The sequence below is a fragment of the Salmonella sp. 32010601201800023SM genome (genome assembly GCF_017572235.1).
Taxonomy (GTDB): Bacteria; Pseudomonadota; Gammaproteobacteria; order Enterobacterales; family Enterobacteriaceae; genus Salmonella; species Salmonella enterica.
On sequence record NZ_JAGEQS010000005.1, the window covers coordinates 1 to 24,803 of the forward strand.

The window sequence follows — 24,803 nt, forward strand, 5'->3', positions numbered from 1 at the left end:
TGGCGAGGCGGTGGCGGCCTGGGAGATGATGCTGAAGTTACTGCCGGCGGGTGACGCCCGGCGGGCGGTGATAGAGCGCAGTATCCGGCTGGCGCAGGAGAAATAAGACCCTGACGGCCCGGTGGCGTGACGCCATCGGGCCTGGCTATCCCAACGATACGCTAAAGCCTGAAAGTGAAGCCCGTGTGCAGTATGATGACGAGCATCGTCTCTTATCAGGACATCCCATGAAACAAATCACCTTTACGCCGCGCCATCACCAGCTTACCAACACCAATACCTGGACACCTGACAGCCAGTGGCTGGTTTTTGATGTACGGCCTTCAGGCGCGTCATTTACGGGCAAGACCATTGAGCGTGTCAATGTGCATACCGGCGACGTGGAGGTGATTTATCGCGCCGTGCAGGGCGCGCATGTCGGTGTGGTGACGGTGCATCCTGCCGACAATCACTATGTGTTTATTCATGGCCCTGAAAACCCTGATGAGACGTGGCATTACGATTTCCACCACCGCCGGGGCGTTATTGCAACGCCGGGGGGCGTGACTAACCTCGATGCGATGGATATTACTGCGCCGTATACTCCCGGCGCGCTGCGCGGCGGTAGCCACGTCCATGTGTTTAGCCCGAACGGCGAGCTGGTGAGTTTTACCTATAATGACCACGTTCTGCATGAGCGAGATCCGGCGCTGGATCTACGTAATGTCGGCGTGGCCGTGCCGTATGGGCCGGTAACGGTACCGGTTCAGCATCCGCGCGAATACAGCGGTAGCTACTGGTGCGTACTGGTTAGCCGCACGACGCCTGCGCCGAGACCTGGCAGCGATGACATTAACCGCGCCTATGAAGAGGGCTGGGTGGGCAACCGCCAGATCGCCTTTATTGGCGATACGCTGTCGCTGACGGGCAAAAAAGTCCCGGAGCTGTTTATTGTCGATTTACCGTGTCATGAAAACGGCTGGAAACAGGCAGGCGACACGCCGCTGACGGGAACCGAATCAACGATGCCATCGCCGCCGTTGGGCGTAGTTCAGCGGCGTCTTACCTTTACTCACCAGCGTGTTTATCCTGGACTCACTAACGAACCACGCCACTGGGTCCGCAGTAATCCGCAGGCGACGGCGATCGCCTTTTTGATGCGGGACGATAACGGCGTAGCGCAACTGTGGCTGATATCGCCGCAGGGAGGCGAGCCCCGGCAGTTAACGCATCATGCGACCGGCGTACAGTCAGCGTTTAACTGGCATCCGTCGGGTAAATGGCTGGGACTGGTGCTGGAAAACCGGATTGCCTGCTGCGACGCACAAAGTGGGAGGATCGACTTCTTAACCGCCAGGCACGACAACCCGCCGTCTGCGGACGCCGTCGTTTTTTCACCGGATGGGCGACACGTCGCATGGATGGAAGAGGTGAAAGGGTTCCGTCAGCTATGGGTGACGGAAACCGGGCGATAAATCAGGGAGGAGGCATCTTCGCCGGGGGGATGACGGCATTGGTCATTTTCGTCTCCTCCTCGCTTTTCTCGACGCGCGATCTTACCGAACTGTCTTTGCGGAAGATGTCCCACGGCAGAAGGATCGTATCCATCACGGCGGTAAACGGCATATCCAGGATGGCCAACGATTTGGTGCCCCAGTTTGTCTCATCGTTACCGATCATCGTAGCGCTGGCGCGCGTGCCAGGATAAGTACCCTCTTTACCGCCGGTGTGCGACATGACGCTTGAACAACCGCCTAATAAAAGCATCCCATTCCATATTATCAGCGTTAACCACACGTTTTTTATCATCACTCATTCATCTGTTGGTTGTCGTTATTTGCATGATGAGTTATAGCGATCCGTTGCTAAAAATAACATCACCAGTACGTGGCACTGTGGCGGTAATCGCACTTTAACAATCAGTGCTGTCCCAACCAGTCTATGCAATAGCCAATAAACTGCAAAAAAAAGTCGGATTAAAATACTTGAAAAGTACGTATTCAGACCCATTTATAAGACGTAGTGAATAGAAGGGCACGCCTGATGGGTGTTCTGGCAATCCTGGCCTGTCCATGATGGAAGGTCTGACATTCTCGCTGATTTCAGGAGTTTATGATTATGCGTAACTTTGATTTATCCCCGCTGTACCGTTCTGCCATTGGTTTTGATCGTCTGTTTAACCTGCTTGAAAATAACCAAAGCCAAAGTAATGGCGGCTACCCTCCGTACAACGTTGAGCTGGTAGACGAAAACCACTACCGCATCGCCATTGCCGTTGCCGGTTTCGCGGAAAGCGAACTGGAGATTACTGCCCAGGATAATTTACTGGTGGTAAAAGGCGCTCATGCGGACGAGCAGAAAGAACGTACTTACCTGTATCAGGGCATTGCCGAGCGTAACTTTGAACGTAAGTTCCAGTTAGCGGAGAACATTCACGTTCGCGGCGCAAACCTGGTCAACGGGCTGCTGTATATCGAACTGGAGCGCGTGATTCCGGAAGCGAACAAACCGCGCCGTATCGAAATTAACTGATTCCGTCGGGTCGCGTTGCGCGGCCTGTCATCCCATGCTCGCCGTCAGGGAGCATATTCGCACGTAAAGTGTGAAGGTAAAAACTCGCTTCTTAGAAGGAGAAATGATTATGCGTAACTACGATTTATCCCCACTGCTGCGTCAATGGATCGGTTTTGACAAGCTGGCCAATGCGCTGCAAAACAGCGGCGAAAGCCAGAGCTTCCCGCCCTATAACATCGAAAAAAGCGACGATAACCATTATCGCATTACCTTAGCGTTAGCCGGTTTCCGTCAGGAAGATCTGGATATTCAACTGGAAGGCACGCGCCTGACGGTGAAAGGTACGCCGGAACAGCCGGAAAACGAGCCCAAATGGTTACATCAGGGCCTGGTCATGCAGCCTTTTAGCCTGAGCTTTACGCTGGCTGAGAATATGGAAGTTTCCGGCGCGACGTTTACCAACGGCCTGCTGCATATTGATTTAACCCGTAACGAGCCGGAAACCATTGCGCCGCAGCGTATCGCCATTAACGAACGCTCCGCATTAAATAGCTAATAAGCTCCTTGCCTTGCCCCGCCAGAGATGGCGGGGCTTTTTTGTGCTACGAAAAAGGGTAAGACGCTGCCGAAGTCAGGACGTCTGGGCGGTTTTGTAACATGAGAATGTGCGCCATGCTGTATATATGCCTTAACGGTTCAGTCATAATCCCTATAAATTGAAATGTTACTCACAGGGAAGAAAAGATGAGTGATATCGCATTGACGGTCAGCGTTCTGGCGTTGGTGGCGGTTGTCGGTTTATGGATCGGCAACATTAAAGTGCGCGGTGTCGGCTTTGGTATTGGCGGCGTTCTGTTCGGCGGTATTATCGTCGGCCACTTCGTCGATCAGGCTGGGGTGACGCTGAGTGGCGATATGCTGCACTTTATCCAGGAATTCGGCCTGATCCTTTTTGTTTATACCATCGGCATACAGGTGGGGCCGGGGTTTTTCGCCTCGCTGCGCGTTTCCGGGCTGCGTCTCAATCTGTTTGCTGTTCTGATTGTGATTATGGGCGGGTTGGTCACCGCGATTCTGCATAAAATTTTCGCTATTCCGCTGCCGGTGGTGCTGGGGATTTTCTCCGGCGCAGTCACCAATACGCCTGCGTTAGGGGCGGGTCAGCAAATCCTGCGCGATCTGGGAACGCCAGTGGATCTGGTGGATCAGATGGGGATGAGCTATGCGATGGCGTATCCGTTTGGCATCTGCGGTATTTTGCTCACCATGTGGCTGATGCGGCTGATTTTTCGCGTTAACGTCGAGGCGGAGGCGCAGAAGCACGAATCCTCTCTCGCTAACGGTCATTCATTAATTCAGACAATGAATATCCGTGTCGAGAATCCGAACCTCAATAATATGGCTATCCAGGATGTGCCGATCCTGAACAGCGATAAAATCATTTGCTCACGCCTGAAACGCGATGACACGCTGATGGTGCCGTCGCCGGGGACGATTATCCAGGCAGGCGACCTGCTGCACCTCGTCGGCCAACCTACCGACCTGCATAACGCGCAACTGGTGATCGGTAAGGAAGTGGACACCTCGTTGTCGACGCGCGGCACGGATTTACGTGTCGAGCGTGTGGTCGTCACCAACGAAAAAGTGCTCGGCAAACGTATCCGCGATTTGCACTTTAAAGAGCGTTATGACGTGGTTATCTCCCGCCTTAACCGCGCGGGCGTTGAGCTGGTCGCCAGCAGCGACGCTAGCCTGCAGTTTGGCGACATTCTCAATCTGGTGGGGCGTCCTGCCTCGATTGATGCGGTAGCCAATGTGGTCGGCAACGCGCAGCAAAAACTCCAGCAGGTGCAGATGCTGCCGGTGTTTATCGGCATCGGATTAGGGGTTCTGCTTGGGTCAATCCCGTTGTTTGTGCCGGGATTCCCGGTCGCGCTAAAACTGGGGCTGGCTGGCGGGCCGCTGATCATGGCGCTAATTTTGGGGCGTATCGGCAGCATCGGTAAGCTGTACTGGTTTATGCCGCCGAGCGCCAACCTCGCGCTGCGTGAATTAGGCATCGTTTTGTTTCTGGCGGTCGTTGGGCTGAAATCCGGCGGCGATTTTGTCGATACGCTGACACAGGGCGAAGGATTAAGCTGGATTGGCTACGGTATTTTCATCACCGCTATTCCGCTGATTACCGTCGGTTTGCTGGCGCGAATTTTTGCCAAAATGAACTACCTGACGCTGTGCGGGATGCTGGCCGGTTCGATGACCGATCCGCCAGCGCTGGCATTTGCCAACAATCTTCATGCCACCAGCGGCGCGGCGGCGCTCTCTTACGCGACCGTCTATCCGTTAGTGATGTTCCTGCGTATTATCACGCCACAACTGCTGGCGGTGATTTTTTGGGGAATGGGTTAGCGCCTGATGGCGCGTTGCTTATCCGGCCTATGCACTGTGTTAAATCCAGGCTGGATAACGCGCGCCGCACCGGCCACACTTCTGCTCTTCTTCTTATCTTCTTCCTCAATGAACGCGCTAATCAGCGTAATGGCAACGAGCATAATTCCAATTTTTTTCAGTTAGTTATCAATCTTCATCGCCTTTTTTTTCGGCGCGACGGGTGGTTTTTCAGCTTTTAATTCGGCAATAATGCCTTTCCTGGCGGTGGCGTTGAAAAAGGTCGCAACTGAAATGAAAAATAGCGGGAATGAGCGCGGTTGCGCCGAAACACGTCACCAGTGAACTACAGTTATTTTGCAATAAGATTCCCTTGCTGCGGGATAATGTGAAGCATATCAGCAACAACGTGAGTGGTATTCTGAAAACGAACGGGAATACATAAGAACGTAAAAGGAGTCGTCATGAAGATTTCCCGCCTCGGAGAAGCGCCGGATTATCGCTTCTCACTGGCAAATGAGCGCACCTTTCTGGCGTGGATTCGCACCTCGCTGGGATTTCTGGCGGCAGGCGTCGGTCTTGATCAGCTCGCCCCGGATTTTGCCACGCCGGTGATCCGTGAACTGCTGGCGCTACTGTTGTGTCTGTTTGCGGGCGGCCTGGCGATTTATGGCTATCTACGCTGGTTACGTAATGAAAAAGCGATGCGCCTGAAAGAGGATTTGCCTTATACCCATAGCCTGTTGATCATCAGCGTTATTTTGATGATTGTCGCGGTGATAGTGATGGGGCTGGTACTGTATGCCGGATAGTCGTAAAGCCCGTCGGCAGAACGATCCGGGACTGCAACCGGAGCGTACGTCGCTGGCCTGGTTTCGCACGCTGCTGGGATACGGGGCGTTAATGGCGTTAGCCGTCAGGCACCACTGGCATCAGGCGGGGTTCTTGTTCTGGGTGTCAATCAGCGTTCTGGCGATAGTGGCGGTGATTCTTTGGCGTTATACCCGGAGTCGTAATTTGATGGATGTCGCGCATAGCGATTTTTCCGAAACTCATGTCGTGCGTGACAAATTTTTGATCTCCCTCGCGGTGTTGTCGCTCGCAATCCTGTTTGCTGTTACCCATATTCGCCAACTTATTGCATTTATCGGGAATTTTATATGACAGGACGTCAGGACATTGTCGTGAGTGATGACCAGATTCAGGTCGTCGTAAATCGCCAGAATAGCCAGCGCCCTCAGCAACTGTACCGTAACTTACAACGGCTCGGCATTCGCAATGTCCATTTTATCCCATTGTTGGAACATGACCGGAACGGAATGTTGACCGAGGATTCATTGTGTTCAGCAGACTGGGGGCGGTTTTTAAATAGCGTATTTGATATTTGGGTACGTGAAGATATTCAGCGTATCTCGGTTCGCCTTTTTGATGAGACGCTACAGCAGTGGTGCGGCGGCAGGAATGGCGCTGAAGCGCCGGACAAGGCGCCGCTAAGCGCTGAATGTCAGAAGTGTTCTTTATTACGATTTTGCGGCGGCGGATGCCCTGAGCATCGGGATAGCCAGGGGAAAAATCAGCTTTGCGAGGGCTACCAGACCTTTTTTAACTACTCCTCGCCGCATATGCGGGTGATGCGGGATTTACTGAAGCAGCATCGCTCGCCGGAGGAGTTGATGGCGATGCTGCGTTAACGTCACAGGCCTGATAAGCGTAGCGCCATCAGGCGATGGCGTGCCGGATGGCGTTGCCGTCTTTCCGGCACTGAGCGAGTATTAGCGTCCTTTCGCCAGGTATTGTTCCATTTCATCTTCCGGCACCATGCCGCCCCCGGTTGCCCATACCAGATGCGTCGCGTTGCCGAGCTGCGTCTGACTGAATCCATGCCTTTGCTGATACGCGGCGGCGGCGCAAATGCGCTGTGGCCCGGCCATCCCCGCCAGAGCTGATGGCTCCAGTCGAATTCCTTCCTCCTGCGCCAGCCAGCCCAGCATGTCGTACATTGTTTGATCGTCTAAGGTATAGAGGCCGTCAAGCAGACGCTCCATTGCCCGCCCAACAAAGCCCGAAGCGCGACCTACCGCCAGGCCGTCAGCCGCCGTCAGGTTATCAATACCGATATCTTGTACTGAGATGGCATCGTGCAGACCGGTATAAACGCCGAGTAACATGCAGGGTGAATGGGTCGGTTCGGCAAAGAAACAGTGGACGTTGTCGCCAAACGCCAGTTTCAGGCCAAAGGCGACGCCGCCAGGGCCGCCGCCAACGCCGCACGGCAGATAAACAAACAGTGGGTGACTGGCGTCAACGACGCGTCCCTGTTGAGCGAATTGCGCTTTCAGACGCTGACCCGCTACCGCATAGCCCAGAAATAGCGTGCGGGAGTTTTCATCATCGATAAAGAAACAGTTTGGATCGGATTGCGCTGCTTTACGGCCCTGCTCAACCGCCACGCCGTAATCATCTTCGTATTCTACGACCGTCACGCCGTGGCTACGCAGCTTCGCTTTTTTCCAGGCGCGGGCGTCGGCAGACATATGTACCGTCACTTTAAAACCGATGCAGGCGCTCATGATACCGATCGATAGCCCCAGATTGCCGGTTGAACCGACGGCGATACTGTACTGGCTGAAGAATTGTTTAAATTCCGGCGAAAGCAACACGCTATAGTCATCGTCGGTGGTTAACAGACCCGCCTCCAGCGCCAGTTTTTCCGCGTGCGTTAGCACCTCGTAGATGCCGCCGCGCGCTTTAATGGAACCAGAGATTGCCAGGTGACTGTCTTTTTTTAACAGCATTTCACCGTCGATCGTTTGCCCATACTCTTTTTCCAGCCGCTTTTGCATGGCCGGAATAGCGACCACGTCAGATTCGATCATGCCGCCAGCGGCAGCGGTTTGCGGAAACGCTTTCGCCAGATACGGCGCAAAGCGCGCCAGACGGTCATGGGCGGCGTTTACGTCCTGCTCCGTCAGGCCGACATACGGTAGACCTTGTGCAAGAGAGGTGGCGCCCGGGTTAAACCAGGTGGTTTCTTTGAGGGCGACCAGATCCTCGACCAAAGGATACCGGGCGATGAGCTTTTGTATGTTTTCCATAGTACGTCTCTTTACGATCAGATGATAAAGGAAAGCAGGAATGTGCCAGCCAGTGCAACGACAGATGCGATAAACGTGGCCGTCGTATAGTATTTAAACGTTTCATTCAGCGTAGCGCCGCAATACTGCTTGACCAGCCAGAACAGGGAATCGGTCACGATCGTGCAGCCAATGGCGCCGGAACCGATGGCAATAGCGATGATCTCCGGGCTGACGTCAGGATAGAGCGGCAGCATTGGCGCAACAATCGCCGTGGCGCCCATCATCGCCACCGTCGCAGAGCCGACCGCCGCGTGCAGAATCAGCGCTACCAACCATGCCAGCAGAATCGGGTGCATATGCATATTTGAGAGGATCACCGCCAGCGTGTCCGCCAGCCCGCTACTTTTGAGAATGGCGTTGAACGCGCCGCCCGCGCCGATAATCAGCAGGATGTTCGCAATGGCGCCAAAGCCGTTTTCGGTGTGGGTAAGTAGCGCGCTCATACCCATATGCTGGCGCAGACCGAGTATGTAATACGCCACAAAGACAGCGATAAACATCGCGGTGATCGGATTACCGATAAACTCCAGCAGCGTATACAACGTGCCGTCTTTCGCCATATTCAGTTCAGCGACGGTTTTCACCAGCATCAGGCCAATCGGCAGCAGAACGGTAAACAGCGTTGCGCCCAGCGACGGCAGGGTGTTTTCGGCGCGCACTTCAAGATCCGCAAACTCTGTCGGTACGGGCTTGAACGGCAGACGATTACCCAGAAACTTTAAGAACAGCGGACCGCCGACCAATGATGCCATCAGTCCGACCAGCAGACCGTAGACAATCACCGAGCCGATATCCGCCCCCAGTTTATTTGCGACAAACAGCGCAGCCGGATGCGGCGGTACCACGCAATGGACGGCCATCAGCGCGGTACACAGCGGAATGGCCAGCTTCAGCAGCGAGGTATGGGTTTTTTTAGCGATAGAAAACGCCAGTGGGATGAGCAACACGACGCCCACTTCCACGAACAACGTGATACCGCAAATCAGCCCCACCAGTACCATGATCACGTCAGCAGAGAGCCAGCGGCAGCGCTGGAGCGTAAGCCCGATGCGTTCCGCCGCGCCGGAAACCTCCATCATTTTGCCGAGGATGGTGCCAAGACCGATAACGGCGGCCAGAAAACCGAGCGTACCGCCTATTCCGTTTTCTATCGCCGTGACCATCTCCAGCGGCCCCATGCCCATCATCGCGCCGACAAAGAAACTGGCGAGCAGTAACGCCAGGAAGGGGTGGAATTTAAACTTCACGATGGTCAATACGATTAACACGATGCTGATCAGCAGCGTGCTCACTACCCAGATTTGAGCGTGCATATCTCACCTACCCTGTGATTAATCTGTTCTTATTGGACAGAAAAACAGCACACCCTGACAAACGATATAATTTGCCATTCACATGATGTAAATTGAATCAACTATGTGATTTCCATCTAATATTGCCTTTATTTTGCGATATGGTTCATTTTGCTTCATCTATGTGCGGATTTTTTCAGCGTGTTTTTTTACACTTCGGGAAATTAAAAGATGACTGAGGTTGCCATGGAACCCCTTCGCGATACCCGAAACCGCTTACTCAACGGTTGGCAGTTATCCAAACTCTATACTTTTGAAGTCGCGGCCAGACACCAGTCCTTTGCTCTGGCGGCAGATGAGCTGTCGTTAAGCCCAAGTGCGGTAAGCCATCGTATCAATCAACTGGAAGCCGAGTTGGGAATCCAGCTATTTGTCCGCTCTCACCGTAAAGTGGAGCTTACCCATGAAGGCAAACGGGTATTCTGGGCGTTGAAATCGTCGCTGGATACGTTGAATCAGGAAATCCTCGATATCAAAAATCAGGAACTGTCCGGCACGTTGACCGTGTATTCCCGTCCCTCTATCGCCCAGTGCTGGCTGGTGCCCGCGCTGGGGGACTTTACCCGTCGCTATCCGTCAATTTCTCTCACTATGCTGACCGGCAACGATAACGTTAACCTACAGCGTGCCGGCATTGACCTGGCTATCTATTTTGACGATGCGCCGTCGGCGCAGCTCACGCACCATTTTTTAATGGATGAGGCAATTTTGCCCGTTTGCAGCCCGGATTACGCCCATCGTTTCGCCTTGCAGGACAACCTGAATAACCTGCGGCACTGTACGCTCTTACACGACAGACAGGCGTGGAGTAACGATTCGGGCACCGATGAGTGGCACAGTTGGGCGCAGCATTTTGCAGTAAATTTGCCGGATTCATCCGGCATTGGCTTCGATCGTTCTGATTTAGCGGTGATTGCCGCGATGAACCACATTGGCGTGGCGATGGGGCGTAAACGGCTGGTGCAAAAGCGTCTCGACAGCGGTGAACTGATTGCGCCTTTTGGTGACATGAGGCTGAAATGTCATCAGCATTATTATGTCACCACTCTGCCTGGCAGGCAGTGGCCGAAAATCGAGGCATTTATTCGCTGGTTGCAGGAACAGGTGTGAAGATTTATTACGCTTTGTCGCTACACCTGCCGGGAGTGAATATGCTAAATACGTGCTATCACCGTGGTAAAAATTTTAGGGGGCGTCGTGTTTAAACCGCTTATTGCCTCTCTCATGCTGACCAGCGCGGTCGTCTATGCGAAACCGATGCCTTTGACGGCGGCGCGCTATGCGCAGCAGCTTGGCGTTGGGATGGATGTTGACTGGGCGCGAACGGAACGGGGTATCCGCGAGTTTGATCCGCTGGTCGTGCGGGATTTTAAGGCAAAAGGGTTAACGCATGTCCGTATTCGTGTGGCAGGCGCGCCGACGGAAGCGCGCCTCATCCATTTGCGTAAGCTGGTAGAGGCCTGCGAATACTATGGCGTCATACCCATTATTGCCTATCAGGCGGATGCGTATAAAACCGATCCCAGCGCCAGCCATGAAAAGGAGCTGATCAACTGGTGGAGCGTGGTCGCGCGCTATTTTGGTCAGACATCCCCGCTTCTGGGGTTCGATCTCATTTATGAGCCTGCCGACAAACTTAATCATAATATGGCGTCGCTGAATCGCGTATATGACAAAACCATCCGCCTGATTCACGCCATTGACCCACAGCGGATGATTTTCGTTGCCCCCCGCATGCGCGCCGCGCCGGAGGATTTGTCGGCGCTTAAACTGCCGGCGCAAAGCCAGAACTATGTACTGGCGGAGTGGCACATCTTCCCGTGGGGCCCCCTGAAAAGCGGCGGTAAATATCCGTGGACGTCAGGCACGGCGGCGGAAAAAGCGGCGATTCGGGCACGGATTAACGCTGCGGTTCGCTGGCAGCATAAGACCGGCCATGCAAGCTGGGTGGGCGGATGGGCGCCGGGAGAGTCGATAAAAATGACGCCGGTCGCTTCACAGTTCGCGTTTGCCCGTTTTATGGCCTGCGAGCTGAAAAAAGCGCATATTCCGTATGCGATAAACGCGGACACTCAGTTTTATGACGGCGAAGAAGGGGCGTGGCGTCCGGCGCAGGAGCCCCTGCTCAATGCGATGATCGCGCCGGAGTGTGAAACGCCCGGCAAAAAGCCGGGCGAGGGGAACGTTAAACCGTCTGTCCCTGATGCGATATCCGTGACGCCAGCGGCAGCCAGCACGCCAGGATCAGCAATCCCATAAGGGTCATCAACAGTCCCAGGCTGCCCTGACCGGTTTGCGGCAGCATTGCCGAAAGCCACGCCAGTACGCCGGAACCAATATTTTGCAGCCCGCCGACCAGCGCGCCAGCGGTGCCTGCGAGGAACGGAAACGGCTCCATCGCGCCGCTGGTAGCCAGTGGAAATAACATCCCGGCGCCGAAGAAAAACAGCGCAGCGGGGATGAGTAGCGTCCAGACGTTCATCACGCCAAACCAGCCGGGAATCCACATCATAAGGCCTGCCAGCAGACAGCAAATAACTGACTGCCACATCAGGGTTGAGAAGCGTTTATTCGGGCGTCCGGCAAACCAGGCGCCGAAGAACGCCGCCGGAATCGGCAGAATAAACAGAATGCTTACCACCATACTGCTGAGACCTAATACTGCCCCCATCAGCACGCCGGAACAGGCTTCAAAGACCGCAATGCCAGCCAGCCCGCCGATTAGCATCAACAGGTAACAGTTAAATGCGCCGTTGCCAAACAGCGTTTTATAGCTGGCGATCAGCCGTGTGCGCGGCGCGCCGGCGGGGCGGGTTTCCGGCATCCAGCGCGCCATGCTGAAGGTGACGCCAGCGCAAAGCACCAGCAGGAAAGCGTAACACGCGCGCCAGTTCCACAGGGTATCCAGCAGGCCGCCAATCAGCGGCGCTAACAGCGGGCTGACCAGAATCCCCATATTTAACAGGCTATTGGCGTGACGAAGTTGCGTTCCTTCATACAGATCGCGCGGGAGCGTTCTCGCCATTACTCCGCCAACGCCGGTTCCCATCCCTTGCATGGCGCTGGCGGCAATCAACACCGTCAAACTATGCGTGGTCATGGCGAACAGGGTCGCTACCATAAAAATAGACATGCCGACGAGGATTACGGGGCGGCGCCCAACCCGGTCGGAAAGTGGGCCGTAAAACAGTTGCGAGACGCCGTAGGTCAGGAGGTAAGCAGCCATTACGCTCTGGACGGCGCCTTCCCGGACGTTTAGCGCTTGTGCCATATCGGCGATGGCGGGAATATAAATGGTTTGCGCCATCTGCCCTACGGCCACCAGTAACACCAACATCAACAACAAATTGACGTTTCTCTGCCTTTTCATTTCGCTGATTACTTTTCAAAAAAAGAAAAAATAAGAATAACTTGCTGCGCATTCCCATAAATGCGAGAGGAATCTATCACACCAGAAAAAGAAGGCCAGACAGCAACCAGCAATGGCAGACGAAGGAACGGCAGGATATGTAAACAAAAGCGGCAACAAATGTTGCCGAGAATGTGTTACGTCTGCAGCTGTTATTGGGCAATCATGACAGACGGAGTAAAATCGCCCCGAGGGCAATCCCGCCCGCCGCCACCAGACGTAGCCCGGCCACTTTCTCTTTAAGCAACAGCCAGGCTATCAGCGCGCCGAATAAAATCGACGTCTCACGCAGCGCGGCGACCACCGCCAGCGGCGCCTGGGTCATGGCCCATAGCGCCAGCCCATAAGATCCCATAGTGCCAATCCCGCCAAAAATGCCTTTTTTCCACTGTTGCGCCAGATAACGCGACGCTTCCCGCCGCCGCGCAATCATCGCCCAGGTTAACAGGCAGGCGCCGTTGAGAAAAAATGACCATAGCGTATAGCCCAGCGCCGTTTCTGAGAGTCTTACGCCGGTCCCGTCCACCAGCGTATATCCGGCAATAAAACAGGCGTTAGTTAATGCCAGCACGACACCACGTTGAGAGCTGGCGCGGCCATTACAGGCCATCCCAAGTATCGCCATGCAGATCACTGCGATGCCGACCCAGGCCATCGACGACAGGCTGTCGCCAAGAAACAGAACGCTAATGAGCGCCACCAGCAGCGGCGCGGTGCCGCGCATAAGAGGATAGGTCTGGCTCATGTCCGAGACCTGATAGGTTTTCGCCACCAGGACGGTATACACCACCTGGAGCGCGGTAGAGGCCGCTAAAAAAGGGATACTGGCGTGAGCTGGCTGCGGCGAGAAGGGCAAAAGGATCAATGCCATGACCGCCGCGGAACCGCTGACGCCGATCGCGGCGTAGAGCTTATCGTTTCCCGCTTTGACAATGGCGTTCCAGCTGGCATGTAGCAGCGCGGCGAACAGCAAAATGCAGAAAACGGAAAGGGTCATAGCGTCAGGCGTCGTTGAGGGTGTCATAAAAACGTAACATACCCGGGAAGCGAAAGACCAGCGGATAAGGTGAAAGGGGAGCGGTTGCCCGCTCCCCTTCGGTGCGGCTTGAATCTGAATTACTTAAGGTATTTCAGAACAGCATCAAGCAGTTGCAGTGCTGCAACAATGAGTTTCAGGATAAGAATGGTGATATCCACTACGCTCATACGCGTCTCCTGTGGTTAAGGAGCACTGCCAGCCGACGTACCTTTCCGCTGCCTGTTGCCAGCTGTTGCGCACGCGATCCCTTTTGCGAGGAATAGTGTGCGTGTTGACATAACACAGTGTGCTCACGAGGGGGTTAAGGCGCTGACGGCACCACCCGTTTCAGCCAGGACTTCGTTGCGCCGGTTTACGATGCGGCCCCCGCATAACACATTGTGTCAAAGACATTATAGTTAAGCACTGTATAAATGAACAGTAATTTATAGACAGAACGGAGCTTCTGATCCATACTCAAATTCATCAAAATTCGCGCCGAAATTGCGCGTTCTGCACAGAACGCGTATACTTCTGCTGTTGACATAACACAGCGTGCTTCGCGGCTACCACCCGCATTACGCTGTAAGAACCTCGCTTCGGCGAGGTTTTTTGTTTTCCGGCATTGTGAAACGCGTGATCATCAATCCCGGCGATTACCGGAGGGCGCTACGCTTATCACGCCTATACTCAAAGCGTGTAAATTCGTAGAAAAATGTGATCGCTGACGCATTTTTGTGCAGATGAAAATTTTTCCGTTGTCATGCTGAAAGCGCTGTGCTTGTATAAAACGTGTTAATAACAAACAGACAAGGCCCCTAATGAACCCTTCCATGCTGAACGCGACCCTACTAACAACTGCGCCATCTCGCGCAGTGGTCGTCGTGCGTGTGGTGGTGGTCGTCGGCAATGCGCCGTAGGGTCCGGAACACACACGATTCCAAAACCCCGCCGGCGCAAACCGGGCGGGGTTTTTTGTTTAAGACACCTTCCCGGAACGTCGGCTCAGAATAAAAGGAATGGAGCATGGCAAGTTCGGGCACAACATCTACACCTCAGCGCTTTACGGGCGCGGAATTTATAGTTCATTTTCTGGAGCGCCAGGGGATTCGTATCGTCACCGGCATTCCCGGCGGTTCGATCCTCCCCGTTTACGACGCGTTAAGCCAAAGCACGCAAATCCGTCATATTCTGGCGCGCCACGAACAAGGCGCGGGGTTTATTGCGCAGGGGATGGCGCGAACGGAGGGTAAACCTGCTGTTTGTATGGCCTGTAGCGGGCCGGGCGCGACCAATCTGGTCACGGCCATTGCCGATGCGCGCCTGGATTCCATTCCGTTAATCTGCATTACCGGGCAAGTTCCGGCGTCCATGATCGGTACTGACGCGTTTCAGGAAGTGGATACCTACGGTATCTCTATCCCCATCACCAAGCACAACTATCTGGTCAGAAATATCAACGAGCTGCCTCAGGTGATGAGCGATGCTTTTCGTCTGGCGCAGTCGGGGCGTCCCGGCCCGGTGTGGATAGACGTTCCTAAAGATGTGCAGACGGCGACAATTGAGCTGGATGCGTTGCCGTCGCCGGCGGAAAAATCACCCCCGCCGGAGTTTAGCGCGGAGAGTATCCGCGAGGCCGCCGCAATGATTAACGCGGCGAAGCGTCCGGTGCTGTATCTGGGCGGCGGCGTGATCAATGCGCCGACACGCGTGCGCGAACTGGCGGAAAAAGCGCAACTGCCGACGACAATGACCTTAATGGCGCTGGGAATGCTGCCTAAGGCGCATCCGCTGTCGTTAGGAATGCTGGGGATGCACGGCGCGCGCAGTACCAATTTTATTCTGCAAGAGGCCGATTTACTGATTGTTCTGGGCGCGCGTTTTGATGACCGGGCGATTGGCAAAACGGAGCAGTTTTGTCCGAACGCCAAAATCATCCATGTGGATATCGATCGCGCCGAGTTAGGCAAAATTAAGCAGCCGCATGTGGCTATTCAGGCGGATGTCGATGATGTACTGGCACAGTTAATTCCCCATATCGAGGCACAGCCGCGGGAAGCATGGCATCAGTTGGTGGCGGACTTGCAGCAAGAATTCCCTTGCAGTATTCCCCAGGAAAATAACCCGCTTAGTCACTATGGGCTGATTAATGCGGTCGCCGCCTGTGTGGACGACAACGCGATTATTACCACTGACGTAGGTCAGCATCAGATGTGGACCGCGCAGGCTTATCCGCTCAACCGTCCGCGTCAGTGGCTGACTTCCGGCGGGCTGGGCACCATGGGGTTTGGTCTGCCCGCGGCGATTGGCGCGGCGCTGGCGAATCCGGGCAACAAGGTGCTGTGTTTTTCCGGCGACGGTAGTTTGATGATGAATATTCAGGAGATGGCTACCGCCAGTGAAAACCAGTTGGATGTGAAAATCATCCTGATGAATAACGACGCGCTGGGACTGGTACATCAGCAACAGAGTCTGTTCTATAAACAGGGCGTTTTTGCGGCGACCTATCCGGGAAGCATCAACTTTATGCAGATTGCCGCCGGGTTTGGTCTGGACACCTGTGATTTGAATAACGAAGCCGATCCGCAGGCGGCGTTGCAGGCTATCATTCGTCGTCCTGGACCGGCGTTGATCCATGTGCGCATTGATGCAGAAGAAAAAGTGTATCCGATGGTGCCGCCGGGCGCGGCAAATACAGAGATGGTGGGGGAATAAGCCATGCAGAAACAATCACATGATAACGTTATTCTGGAGCTGACCGTTCGCAACCATCCTGGCGTGATGACCCACGTCTGCGGGCTGTTCGCCCGACGCGCTTTCAACGTTGAGGGTATTCTCTGTTTACCGATTCAGGGTAGCGATCAGAGCCGCATCTGGCTTCTGGTCAATGACGATCAGCGGCTTGAACAGATGATCAGTCAGATCGATAAACTGGAAGACGTGGCGAAGGTGGTACGAAACCAGTCCGATCCCACCATGTTCAATAAAATTGCCGTCTTTTTTGAGTAAGTTATTCACTTTCCGAATCAGGCGTGATGACTTTGACGGAACCATTCCGACAGTGAACGGCATAATCTGTCGGTAATGGGCGATCGCTAATCAGGACATCAAAGGCAGAAAGCGGACCAATGCTGGCAGGCGCGACCTCATCAAACAGGGCGTGACGCGCCAGCAAAATTTTGCGCAGACCGCGCTCCATCGCTTTACGTTTGGCGGCAAGATCATCCGGGTTAAACCAGCTCACGCCAAAATGTTCATGTACGCCGCTGGCGGAAATAAACACTTTGCGCGGATTGAGCGAATCCAGCGCCGAAGGATTATTGGCATCATAAAAGGCATCGCTCTTGGCCCGATAGGTGCCGCCGCACAAAATCGCCGTGGCATTAGGCTTTTCATTCAGCGCGATAAATACCCGATGCGAGTAGCAAATCCCGGTAAAGGTAATATCATCCGGTATCATGCTGATAACTAATGGCATTTCCGGACCGTTATCAAAAAAAACCAAATCGTTTTCACGCACCAGGCCGGCGGCCAGGATCGCAACGGGAAGGTCGTCCCTATGATGCGTCTTTTTCGCCGGCAGCGGCATATTGGTTGAAGACGTAGGCTTATTTACCATGACGATATAGCCGCCGAGCAGCGTCAGCGGTAAAGGGTCATCATCCTGGCTGAGATCGCGGCGAATGGTCATCACCGAAACTTCCAGCATCCGCGCGGCGTCTTTCAGATGGATTCGATCGGTCTTTTTCAGTAACTCCATCAAGCGTCGGATACGTTCTTTTTGCTTGGTCTCCATTCACCCTCTCCGCAAATCATGTTGTTATGTTCCATCAGTAACATTTATGTGTTTCTGAGAACATTACAGTGTGGCACTACTATACGTCCGGCCGTCAGGAAATAAAAGTGGGTTTATTCGCGTTTTATAACAATAAATAGTTAATTTTCAGTAAATTGTAACCCTAAAAATGATTTAATGCGCGTATGTTCCGCCAGGGATTGTTCACGAAGTAAATGGCAAAATGATCCTCTAATCGCGATCATAGTCACAAATGATACGGAAGTAACATGATAATGTTATTTTAATATCATTGTCGTGTGACGATTTCTGAGAGGGAGTAAAATGGATATCGCGGTTATTGGCTCTAACATGGTGGACCTTATCACCTACACCAACCAGATGCCCAAAGAAGGGGAAACTCTGGAAGCGCCGGCGTTTAAAATCGGCTGCGGCGGAAAAGGGGCGAACCAGGCCGTGGCGGCCGCTAAGCTCAATTCAAAAGTATTGATGTTGACCAAAGTGGGCGACGATATTTTTGCCGACAACACCATTCGTAATCTCGAATCCTGGGGGATCAATACGACGTATGTAGAAAAAGTACCGTGTACCAGCAGCGGCGTAGCGCCGATTTTCGTCAACGCCAACTCCAGCAACAGCATTCTGATCATCAAAGGCGCTAACAAGTTTCTCTCGCCGGAAGATATCGATCGCGCGGCGGAAGATTTAAAAAAATGCCAGCTTATTGTTCTGCAACTGGAAGTTCAGCTTGAAACGGTTTATCACGCAATAGAATTTGGCAAGAAACATGGGATTGAAGTGTTATTAAACCCTGCGCCAGCATTACGGGAATTAGATATGTCTTATGCCTGTAAATGCGATTTCTTTGTACCCAATGAAACCGAGCTGGAAATATTAACCGGTATGCCAGTGGATACCTATGACCATATTCGCGCAGCGGCACGTTCGCTGGTGGATAAAGGGCTGAACAATATTATCGTCACCATGGGTGAGAAAGGCGCGCTGTGGATGACGCGTGACCAGGAAGTCCATGTCCCGGCGTTTAGAGTGAACGCTGTCGATACCAGCGGCGCGGGCGATGCCTTTATCGGCTGTTTCGCGCATTACTACGTCCAGAGCGGGGATGTGGAAGCCGCCATGAAAAAAGCCGTCCTTTTTGCCGCTTTCAGCGTCACCGGGAAAGGCACCCAATCCTCTTATCCAAGCATTGAGCAATTTAATGAGTATCTTTCGTTGAACGAATAACAATCACCCTGCACTGTTAAAGGTAGCACTATGAACGATAAAAACATCGTTCAGATGCCCGACGGGTATCTGAATAAGACACCTCTGTTCCAGTTTATTTTGTTATCCTGTTTATTCCCATTATGGGGATGCGCAGCCGCGTTAAATGATATTCTGATTACGCAATTTAAAAGTGTATTTTCGCTGAGCAACTTTGCTTCGGCATTAGTACAAAGCGCCTTTTATGGCGGTTATTTTTTAATTGCTATTCCGGCCTCGCTGGTCATTAAAAAAACCAGTTATAAAGTGGCGATACTTATCGGTCTGACGCTATACATTGTCGGCTGTACGCTCTTTTTCCCGGCGTCGCACATGGCGACCTACACCATGTTCCTCGCGGCGATTTTCGCCATTGCGATTGGCCTGAGTTTCCTGGAAACGGCGGCGAATACCTACAGTTCGATGATCGGGCCGAAAGCCTACGCCACGCTGCGGCTGAATATCAGCCAGACCTTTTATCCGATCGGCGCGGCGGCAGGCATTTTATTGGGTAAATATCTGGTCTTTTCCGAAGGGGAAAGCCTGGAAAAACAGATGGCGGGCATGAATGCCGAGCAAGTCCACAACTTCAAGGTGCTGATGCTGGAAAACACTCTGGAACCCTATAAGTACATGATTATGGTTCTGGTAGTGGTGATGGTACTGTTCCTGCTGACGCGTTTCCCGACCTGTAAAGTCGCGCAAACCGCGAGTCATAAACGCCCCTCGGCGCTGGATACGTTACGCTATCTCGCCAGCAACGCCCGTTTCCGTCGCGGTATTGTGGCGCAGTTCCTGTATGTGGGAATGCAGGTGGCGGTCTGGTCGTTCACTATCCGTCTGGCGCTGGAGTTAGGCGATATCAATGAGCGCGATGCCTCAACCTTTATGGTCTACAGCTTCGCCTGCTTTTTTATCGGCAAGTTTATCGCCAACATTCTGATGACACGCTTTAACCCGGAAAAAGTCCTGATCCTTTACTCTGTGATCGGCGCGCTGTTCCTGGCCTACGTGGCGCTGGCGCCCAGCTTTAGCGCGGTATACGTGGCGGTGCTGGTCAGTGTTCTGTTTGGCCCCTGCTGGGCGACCATTTATGCCGGAACGCTCGATACCGTCGATAACGAGCATACCGAAATGGCGGGGGCGGTGATCGTGATGGCGATTGTCGGCGCGGCGGTGGTTCCCGCGATTCAGGGCTACGTGGCGGACATGTTCCACTCGCTACAGCTCTCATTCCTGGTTTCCATGCTGTGCTTTGTTTACGTTGGCATTTACTTCTGGCGCGAAAGCAAAGTGCGCGGCAACCTGGCTGAAGTCGCAGCGTCCTGAGGAGAGCAACCATGACAACACGTATTACATTATGGCGGGAGCTTTTTAGCGAGCAGCCGCGTATCTTGCTGGAAAATGACGATTTTACGGTTACGGCGTTTCGTTACGCCAGCGGCGTGGAAGGACTGAAAATACAAAACAGCCGCGGTCATCTGGTGATTCTGCCCTGGATGGGGCAGATGATTTGGGACGCGCAGTTTGACGGTCATGACCTGACTATGCGCAACATGTTCCGCCAGCCGAAGCCGGCTGCGGAAGTGGTGGCAACGTATGGTTGCTTTGCTTTCCATTCCGGACTATTGGCGAATGGCTGCCCGTCGCCGGAAGATACACATCCGCTGCACGGCGAGATGCCCTGCGCTGCCATGGACGACGCCTGGCTGGAGTTAGAGGGCGACAGTCTGCGCGTGACCGGGCGCTACGAGTATGTGATGGGGTTCGGTCATCATTATCAGGCGCAACCTGCGGTGGTAATGCGTAAATCAAGCGCGCTGTTTGATATTCAGATGACAGTGACTAACCTGGCTTCAGTCGCCATGCCGCTACAGTACATGTGCCACATGAACTATGCCTATGTGCCGAACGCCACGTTCCGCCAGAATATCCCGGATACCGCGCTGAAGCTACGCGAGTCGGTGCCGGCGCATGTCAAACCCACGGCGCAGTGGCTGGCGTTTAATCAACGGCTTTTGCAGGGTGAAGCCTCGCTGGCAACGCTTAACGAGCCTGGCTTTTATGACCCGGAAATCGTGTTCTTCGCCGATGAACTGGACAGATACACGGACACCCCGGAATTCAGTATGATCGCCCCGGATGGCACCACGTTCGTGACACGTTTCGCCAGCGCGGAGCTAAATTACGTGACCCGCTGGATTCTTTATAACGGCGATCAGCAGGTTGCCGCCTTTGCCCTGCCCGCGACCTGTCGGCCTGAAGGTTTTCTCGCGGCGCAGCGAAATGGAACCTTGCTTCAACTGGAACCGCAGCAAACCCGGACGTTCACCGTCACGACAGGCATTGTCTGACCGCTCAAGGCTTGAACAGCCGCGCGCTTATCGTTAAGGTAAGCGCGTTTTTTTTATCCATCAGGACAGAACCCATGATCACCGTTGCCCTTATCGACGACCACCTTATCGTCCGCTCCGGCTTTGCACAGCTACTGGGGCTGGAACCTGATTTGCAGGTGGTCGCCGAATTTGGTTCCGGGCGCGAAGCGTTGGCAGGCTTACCGGGGCGCGGCGTACAGGTATGTATCTGCGATATCTCAATGCCGGATATTTCCGGACTGGAGCTGCTAAGCCAACTGCCAAAAGGGATGGCGACGATCATGCTCTCGGTTCACGATAGCCCGGCGCTGGTGGAACAGGCGTTGAACGCCGGCGCGCGCGGTTTTCTCTCTAAACGCTGTAGTCCGGATGAACTGATCGCCGCGGTGCATACGGTGGCGACGGGCGGCTGCTATTTGACCCCCGATATTGCCGTGAAACTGGCGGCGGGTCGGCAAGATCCGCTGACCAAACGCGAGCGTCAGGTGGCGGAAAAACTCGCCCAGGGTATGGCGGTAAAAGAGATTGCCGCCGAGCTGGGGCTGTCGCCAAAAACGGTGCATGTCCATCGCGCGAATCTGCTGGAAAAATTAGGCGTCAGCAATGACGTTGAACTGGCGCATCGCATGTTTGACGGTTGGTAATGAACACCTTTTTTTCCCGTTTAATCACCGTTGTTGCCTGCTTTTTTATCTTCTCCGCCGCGTGGTTCTGCCTGTGGAGTATCAGCCTGCATCTGGTAGAGCGCCCGGAGCTGGCGGCGCTACTCTTTCCCTTCGGCCTGCGCCTGGGACTTATGCTGCAATGCCCGCGCGGATACTGGCCAGTATTGCTGGGCGCGGAGTGGCTGCTGGTGTACTGGTTGGCGCAGGAAGTTGCGTTGGCCCATCTGCCGCTTTTGATGATCGGTAGTGTGTTGACGCTACTGCCCGTGGCGCTGACTTCGCGTTACCGCCATCAGCGCGACTGGCGCACGTTATTGCTTCAGGGCGCGGCCCTCACCGCCGCGGCGCTACTGCAATCCCTGCCCTGGCTGGGGCAGGGGGAAGAGGCATGGAACGCGCTACTGCTGACCCTCACGGGTGGTCTGACGCTGGCCCCCATCTGCCTGGTTTTCTGGCACTATCTCACCAGCACTACCTGGCTGCCGCTGGGACCATCGCTGGTATCGCAGCCGGTAAACTGGCGCGGGCGGCATCTGATCTGGTATCTGCTGCTGTTTATCGTCAGTCTGTGGCTGCAACTGGGTTTACCTGCTGAACTTTCGCGCTTCACGCCGTTCTGCCTGGCGTTGCCGATTATCGCGCTCGCCTGGCATTATGGCTGGCAGGGCGCGCTCATTGCCACACTGATGAACGCTATCGCGTTGATCGCCAGCCAGACCTGGCACGATCATCCCGTCGATTTATTACTTTCGCTGTTGGCGCAAAGCCTGACCGGGCTACTGCTTGGCGCGGGCATTCAGCGCCTGCGCGAGCTGAACCAGTCGTTGCAAAAGGAGCTGGCGCGCAACCATCGGCTGGCGGAGCGTCTTCTGGAGACCGAAGAGAGCGTGCGGCGCGATGTTGCGCGTGAGCTGCACGATGACATCGGACAGACCATCACCGCGATTCGAACCCAGGCGGGCATTGTGCAACGACTGGCGGCGGATAACGGCGGCGTGAAGCAGAGCGGGCAACTTATCGAGCAGCTTTCGCTGGGCGTGTATGACGCCGTGCGTCGCCTGCTGGGGCGCTTGCGCCCGCGCCAGCTAGACGACTTAACGCTGGCGCAGGCCATCCGTTCGCTGCTGCGCGAAATGGAGCTGGAAAGCCGCGGTATTGTCAGTCACCTCGACTGGCGAATTGACGAAACGGCGCTGAGTGAAAGTCAGCGCGTGACGCTGTTTCGCGTCTGTCAGGAAGGGCTGAATAACATCGTAAAACATGCCAATGCCAGCGCGGTGACGCTCCAGGGCTGGCAGCAGGATGAGCGGCTGATGCTGGTGATTGAGGATGACGGCAGCGGCCTGCCGCCGGGCTCTCACCAGCAGGGCTTCGGCCTGACCGGAATGCGCGAACGCGTGTCGGCGCTCGGCGGGACGCTAACCATCTCTTGTACCCACGGTACGCGGGTGAGCGTCTCGTTGCCCCAGCGTTACGTTTAAGGAAGGATAATGCTTTCGTTTTTAAAAGCCCCGGCCAACGCGCCGCTCATCACCGATAAGCACGAGGTTGACGCCCGCTATCGCTACTGGCGGCGGCACATCCTGATCACCATTTGGTTGGGTTATGCGCTGTTCTATTTCACCCGTAAAAGCTTTAACGCCGCCGCGCCGGAAATCCTTGCCAGCGGCATTCTGACCCGCAGCGATATCGGCCTGCTGGCGACGCTGTTTTACATCACCTACGGGGTGTCGAAATTTGTCTCCGGCATCGTTAGCGATCGCTCTAACGCTCGCTATTTTATGGGTATCGGGCTGATTGTGACCGGCGTAGTGAATATTCTGTTCGGCTTCTCGACCTCGCTGTGGGCCTTTGCTCTGCTATGGGCGCTGAACGCCTTTTTCCAGGGGTTTGGATCGCCGGTTTGCGCCCGTTTGCTGACTGCCTGGTACTCGCGTACCGAGCGCGGCGGCTGGTGGGCGTTATGGAATACCGCGCACAATGTCGGCGGGGCGCTGATCCCTCTCGTCATGGCCGCTGTCGCCCTGCATTATGGCTGGCGCGTCGGGATGATGGTGGCCGGATTGCTTGCCATCGGGGTGGGCATGGTCCTCTGCTGGCGGCTGCGCGACCGTCCGCAGGCGATTGGTTTACCGCCGGTAGGCGACTGGCGGCACGATGCGCTGGAGGTTGCCCAACAGCAAGAGGGCGCGGGGCTAAGCCGCAAAGAAATCCTCGCTAAATATGTGCTGTTGAATCCCTATATCTGGCTGCTTTCGCTGTGTTATGTCTTAGTGTACGTGGTGCGCGCGGCGATCAACGACTGGGGCAACCTGTATATGTCCGAGACGCTGGGCGTGGATTTGGTCACGGCCAACACGGCAGTATCGATGTTTGAGCTGGGGGGATTTATCGGCGCGCTGGTGGCGGGCTGGGGCTCGGACAAACTCTTCAACGGTAACCGCGGACCGATGAATTTAATCTTCGCCGCCGGGATTCTGCTCTCTGTGGGTTCGCTGTGGCTGATGCCGTTCGCCAGCTACGTGATGCAGGCGGCCTGTTTCTTCACCACCGGTTTCTTTGTCTTCGGCCCGCAGATGCTCATTGGCATGGCGGCGGCGGAGTGCTCGCATAAAGAGGCGGCGGGCGCGGCCACCGGCTTTGTCGGCCTGTTCGCCTATCTCGGCGCGTCGCTTTCCGGCTGGCCGTTAGCGAAAGTACTGGAGATCTGGCACTGGACCGGTTTTTTTGCGGTCATCGCCATCGCGGCGGGGATCTCTGCGCTATTGCTGCTGCCATTTCTGAACGCTCAGGCCCCGCGCGAGACCAGCGAAGCGTGATGCACCTCACCTTTTTGCGCTGAATGGGGCAAAACTAAGAAATTTTCCCGGTTTTGCCTGGACGCTGTCGCAGGCCCCTTTTCCTGTGGAT

The 24,803-nt window shown here is 54.7% G+C and carries 25 protein-coding genes, 2 pseudogenes and 1 other annotated feature; of the genes and pseudogenes, 19 read left to right on the forward strand and 8 right to left on the reverse strand.

The window, feature by feature from the left end:
- A pseudogene (locus J4617_RS23060) lies at positions 1-106 on the forward strand (hypothetical protein); the annotation flags it as partial.
- A 121-nt stretch (positions 107-227) separates the two neighbouring features.
- Positions 228-1,454 carry a DUF3748 domain-containing protein gene (locus J4617_RS15310; protein WP_000809945.1) on the forward strand — a complete coding sequence of 409 codons (1,227 nt, stop codon included), beginning with the start codon at positions 228-230 and terminating at the stop codon, positions 1,452-1,454.
- A 1-nt stretch (position 1,455) separates the two neighbouring features.
- Here the strand turns inward: J4617_RS15310 and J4617_RS15315 are convergent, their stop codons facing one another.
- Positions 1,456-1,788: a YceK/YidQ family lipoprotein gene (locus J4617_RS15315; RefSeq protein WP_001675643.1), complete on the reverse strand. Its 333-nt coding sequence runs from the start codon at positions 1,786-1,788 to the stop codon at positions 1,456-1,458.
- Between the two features lie 242 nt (positions 1,789-2,030).
- Positions 2,031-2,104 (forward strand) — a sequence feature (ROSE (Repression Of Heat Shock gene Expression) occurs in the 5'-region of heat shock genes and acts as an RNA thermometer to modulate expression.).
- Here J4617_RS15315 and ibpA point away from each other — a divergent pair.
- From ibpA to J4617_RS15345, 6 genes are all read left to right on the forward strand, one after another.
- Positions 2,098-2,511 (forward strand): small heat shock chaperone IbpA, encoded by a 414-nt coding sequence (gene ibpA / locus J4617_RS15320; RefSeq protein ID WP_001532742.1) that lies wholly within the window; start codon positions 2,098-2,100, stop codon positions 2,509-2,511. It overlaps the preceding feature by 7 nt.
- Before the next feature lie 109 nt (positions 2,512-2,620).
- Positions 2,621-3,049 (forward strand): small heat shock chaperone IbpB, encoded by a 429-nt coding sequence (ibpB, locus tag J4617_RS15325; protein WP_001246919.1) that lies wholly within the window; start codon positions 2,621-2,623, stop codon positions 3,047-3,049.
- 188 nt (positions 3,050-3,237) lie between these two features.
- Entirely contained in the window at positions 3,238-4,899 is a 1,662-nt protein-coding gene (locus J4617_RS15330; protein ID WP_001279787.1) for a putative transporter, read from the forward strand.
- Between the two features lie 443 nt (positions 4,900-5,342).
- Positions 5,343-5,690 carry a YidH family protein gene (locus tag J4617_RS15335; RefSeq protein ID WP_000703964.1) on the forward strand — a complete coding sequence of 116 codons (348 nt, stop codon included), beginning with the start codon at positions 5,343-5,345 and terminating at the stop codon, positions 5,688-5,690.
- A complete protein-coding gene (locus J4617_RS15340) occupies positions 5,680-6,042 on the forward strand; it encodes a DUF202 domain-containing protein (RefSeq protein ID WP_017465922.1) in 363 nt (120 codons plus the stop codon). Before J4617_RS15335 ends, J4617_RS15340 begins: the two co-directional genes overlap by 11 nt.
- Positions 6,039-6,569, forward strand: coding sequence for a radical SAM protein (locus J4617_RS15345; protein ID WP_000147830.1), 531 nt, complete (start codon positions 6,039-6,041; stop codon positions 6,567-6,569). The genes J4617_RS15340 and J4617_RS15345 overlap by 4 nt, the downstream gene beginning before the upstream one ends.
- Before the next feature lie 81 nt (positions 6,570-6,650).
- Here the strand turns inward: J4617_RS15345 and dsdA are convergent, their stop codons facing one another.
- Complete coding sequence (gene dsdA / locus J4617_RS15350) at positions 6,651-7,973, reverse strand: D-serine ammonia-lyase (protein ID WP_000427986.1); 1,323 nt, start codon at positions 7,971-7,973, stop codon at positions 6,651-6,653.
- A gap of 17 nt (positions 7,974-7,990) precedes the next feature.
- On the reverse strand, positions 7,991-9,328 hold the full coding sequence (dsdX, locus tag J4617_RS15355) for a D-serine transporter DsdX (RefSeq protein WP_000543317.1): 1,338 nt from the start codon (positions 9,326-9,328) through the stop codon (positions 7,991-7,993).
- Positions 9,329-9,553: 225 nt separating this feature from the next.
- On the opposite strand from dsdX, the gene dsdC reads away from it, so the two are divergent.
- Entirely contained in the window at positions 9,554-10,477 is a 924-nt protein-coding gene (gene dsdC, locus J4617_RS15360) for a DNA-binding transcriptional regulator DsdC (protein WP_001522218.1), read from the forward strand.
- A gap of 63 nt (positions 10,478-10,540) precedes the next feature.
- On the forward strand, positions 10,541-11,626 hold the full coding sequence (locus J4617_RS15365; protein WP_000238925.1) for a cellulase family glycosylhydrolase: 1,086 nt from the start codon (positions 10,541-10,543) through the stop codon (positions 11,624-11,626).
- Here the strand turns inward: J4617_RS15365 and emrD are convergent.
- The 4 genes and pseudogenes from emrD to J4617_RS15385 form a co-directional block, all read right to left on the reverse strand.
- Complete coding sequence (gene emrD / locus J4617_RS15370; protein ID WP_000828737.1) at positions 11,553-12,737, reverse strand: multidrug efflux MFS transporter EmrD; 1,185 nt, start codon at positions 12,735-12,737, stop codon at positions 11,553-11,555. The two genes, J4617_RS15365 and emrD, sit on opposite strands and share 74 nt — an antisense overlap.
- A gap of 202 nt (positions 12,738-12,939) precedes the next feature.
- Positions 12,940-13,800 carry a DMT family transporter gene (locus J4617_RS15375; protein ID WP_001531658.1) on the reverse strand — a complete coding sequence of 287 codons (861 nt, stop codon included), beginning with the start codon at positions 13,798-13,800 and terminating at the stop codon, positions 12,940-12,942.
- A 92-nt stretch (positions 13,801-13,892) separates the two neighbouring features.
- Entirely contained in the window at positions 13,893-13,982 is a 90-nt protein-coding gene (gene tisB / locus J4617_RS15380) for a type I toxin-antitoxin system toxin TisB (RefSeq protein ID WP_000117642.1), read from the reverse strand.
- Positions 13,979-14,093: pseudogene (locus J4617_RS15385) on the reverse strand (hypothetical protein). Before J4617_RS15385 ends, tisB begins: the two are co-directional and overlap by 4 nt.
- Before the next feature lie 522 nt (positions 14,094-14,615).
- Here J4617_RS15385 and ivbL point away from each other — a divergent pair.
- From ivbL to ilvN, 3 genes are all read left to right on the forward strand, one after another.
- On the forward strand, positions 14,616-14,714 hold the full coding sequence (ivbL, locus tag J4617_RS15390) for an ilvB operon leader peptide IvbL (protein WP_001541152.1): 99 nt from the start codon (positions 14,616-14,618) through the stop codon (positions 14,712-14,714).
- A 106-nt stretch (positions 14,715-14,820) separates the two neighbouring features.
- Positions 14,821-16,509 carry an acetolactate synthase large subunit gene (gene ilvB / locus J4617_RS15395; RefSeq protein WP_000168439.1) on the forward strand — a complete coding sequence of 563 codons (1,689 nt, stop codon included), beginning with the start codon at positions 14,821-14,823 and terminating at the stop codon, positions 16,507-16,509.
- A gap of 3 nt (positions 16,510-16,512) precedes the next feature.
- Positions 16,513-16,803, forward strand: a complete 291-nt coding sequence (ilvN, locus tag J4617_RS15400; RefSeq protein ID WP_001171826.1) for an acetolactate synthase small subunit — start codon at positions 16,513-16,515, stop codon at positions 16,801-16,803.
- A gap of 1 nt (position 16,804) precedes the next feature.
- Here ilvN and J4617_RS15405 read toward each other — a convergent pair whose 3' ends face one another.
- Positions 16,805-17,590: a DeoR family transcriptional regulator gene (locus J4617_RS15405; protein WP_000448642.1), complete on the reverse strand. Its 786-nt coding sequence runs from the start codon at positions 17,588-17,590 to the stop codon at positions 16,805-16,807.
- A gap of 324 nt (positions 17,591-17,914) precedes the next feature.
- Here J4617_RS15405 and rbsK point away from each other — a divergent pair, with 324 nt between their 5' ends.
- From rbsK to J4617_RS15435, 6 genes are all read left to right on the forward strand, one after another.
- A complete protein-coding gene (gene rbsK / locus J4617_RS15410) occupies positions 17,915-18,835 on the forward strand; it encodes a ribokinase (RefSeq protein ID WP_000350272.1) in 921 nt (306 codons plus the stop codon).
- A gap of 30 nt (positions 18,836-18,865) precedes the next feature.
- Positions 18,866-20,182, forward strand: coding sequence for an L-fucose:H+ symporter permease (fucP, locus tag J4617_RS15415; RefSeq protein WP_000998358.1), 1,317 nt, complete (start codon positions 18,866-18,868; stop codon positions 20,180-20,182).
- A gap of 11 nt (positions 20,183-20,193) precedes the next feature.
- Positions 20,194-21,207 (forward strand): aldose 1-epimerase family protein, encoded by a 1,014-nt coding sequence (locus J4617_RS15420; protein WP_000213210.1) that lies wholly within the window; start codon positions 20,194-20,196, stop codon positions 21,205-21,207.
- A 74-nt stretch (positions 21,208-21,281) separates the two neighbouring features.
- Complete coding sequence (uhpA, locus tag J4617_RS15425; RefSeq protein WP_000633672.1) at positions 21,282-21,872, forward strand: transcriptional regulator UhpA; 591 nt, start codon at positions 21,282-21,284, stop codon at positions 21,870-21,872.
- The gene (gene uhpB, locus J4617_RS15430) at positions 21,872-23,374 is read left to right on the forward strand and encodes a signal transduction histidine-protein kinase/phosphatase UhpB (protein ID WP_001091264.1); all 1,503 of its coding nucleotides are present in this window, start codon (positions 21,872-21,874) and stop codon (positions 23,372-23,374) included. The genes uhpA and uhpB overlap by 1 nt, the downstream gene beginning before the upstream one ends.
- Positions 23,375-23,383: 9 nt before the next feature.
- Positions 23,384-24,712: an MFS transporter gene (locus tag J4617_RS15435; protein ID WP_017465921.1), complete on the forward strand. Its 1,329-nt coding sequence runs from the start codon at positions 23,384-23,386 to the stop codon at positions 24,710-24,712.
- Positions 24,713-24,803 lie beyond the last annotated feature (91 nt).